This is a genomic window from Stenotrophomonas sp. 05L44_2 (genome assembly GCF_056665995.1).
In genome coordinates this window covers 1-1,447 of sequence record NZ_JBFTNR010000892.1, presented here as the reverse complement: position 1 = coordinate 1,447, position 1,447 = coordinate 1, and the positions used below count along the sequence as shown (strand labels likewise).

Annotated in this window: 1 protein-coding gene; it reads right to left on the bottom strand. The window is 64.1% G+C overall.

Annotated features, from left to right (window positions below; all coding sequences use genetic code 11):
- The coding region (locus tag AC1VAN_RS21725; protein WP_480986731.1) for an efflux RND transporter permease subunit at positions 1 to 1,447 on the bottom strand (1,447 nt) is incomplete at both ends.

Here is a 1,447-nt window from a genome sequence, read left to right as displayed (position 1 = left end):
CCTTGGCGTACTTCTCGTCCAGGGTGACCACGGTCGAACTGCCTTCCTGTTCGCTGTACCAGGAATAGACCTGCTGCACGTGCAGGCGCTCGCGGTTCTGCTCGATCCAGCCTTCGACACGGGCCACTTCCTCGGACATCTGCCGGTAGGTGTAGGCGCCCTTCCACATGTAGCCGATGAAGATGTCCTTGCCACCATCGCCACCGAACATGTCGATCTTGGTCAGCTTCATCGGCACCAGGCTGACCAGCACCACCAGCAGGATGCCCAGCAGGCTCCAGCCGCGATGGCGCAGTGACCAGTCCAGCAGCTGCGCGTAGCGGCGCTGCAGGCGCGCGATCACGCCGGTCTGCGAGTGCACCAGCTTCGGCGTGGCCATGCGTGCGGACAGCATCGGGATCAGGCTGACCGCCACCAGCCACGAGGCCAGCAGCGAGACCGAGATGGTGATCGCGATCTGCGCCATGAAGATGCTGATGTTGTTGGTTTCACCAAACAGGTTGGGCACGAACACGATGCAGTGGCACAAGGTGCCGGCGCTGAGCGCGATGGCAACGTTGCGGGTGCCGATGATCGAGGCCAGGCGTGGCTGGTCCGGCAGCCGCTCACGTTCCTGGTAGATGCTCTCGACCACCACCACTGCATTGTCGACCAGCATGCCCACGGCCAGCAGCAGGCCCATCATGGTCAGGATGTTGAGCGTGACGCCGGCGAAATACATGAAGCCCAGGGTGATGGTGAAGCAGATCGGAATGGCCAGGGTCACCATCAACGTGGACGGCCAGTGGCGCAGGAAGAAGAACAGCACCGTCACCGACAGGATCAGGCCGACACCGCCGGCCTCGGCCAGCTCCAGCAGGGACGAGGTCACCGCCTTGCCCTGGTTGTCGATCACCTTGATCTGCACGTCGCGCATCGATGCCTGCGCGCGGATCGCTTCAACCTCGGCAAGCGCGCCGCGCGAGACGTCCACCAGGTTGGCGCTGCGTTCCTTGTAGATGTCCAGGCCGACGGCAGGATTGCCATCCAGGCGGCGGCCATAGCTCATCCGCGCCGGCTTCAGCCGCACATCGGCAATGTCACCCAGGCGCAGTCCCTTGGCATTGATCACCAGGTCACGCATTTCCTGCAGGTCGGTGATCTCGCCCACCGGCTGCACGCGCACGCGCTGGCCGTTGTCGTCGATCTGCCCGGCCGAGATCGAGAAATTCAGCGTGCGCAGGCGATCGCTCAGCTCGTTGATGCTCAGGCCGTGGGCGTTCAGACGGTTCGGATCGATCGCGATCTCCACCTCGTTCGGTGGCGCGCCGGTGATCTCGACCCGGGCCACGCCCGGAATCCGCTCGATACGCCGCTTGAATTCGCGGTCGAGCATGTCATAGGCGGTGGTCAGGTCGGTGGTACTGGCCAGGCGCACCTTCAGCACCGGCTGGTCGCTGCTGGACCA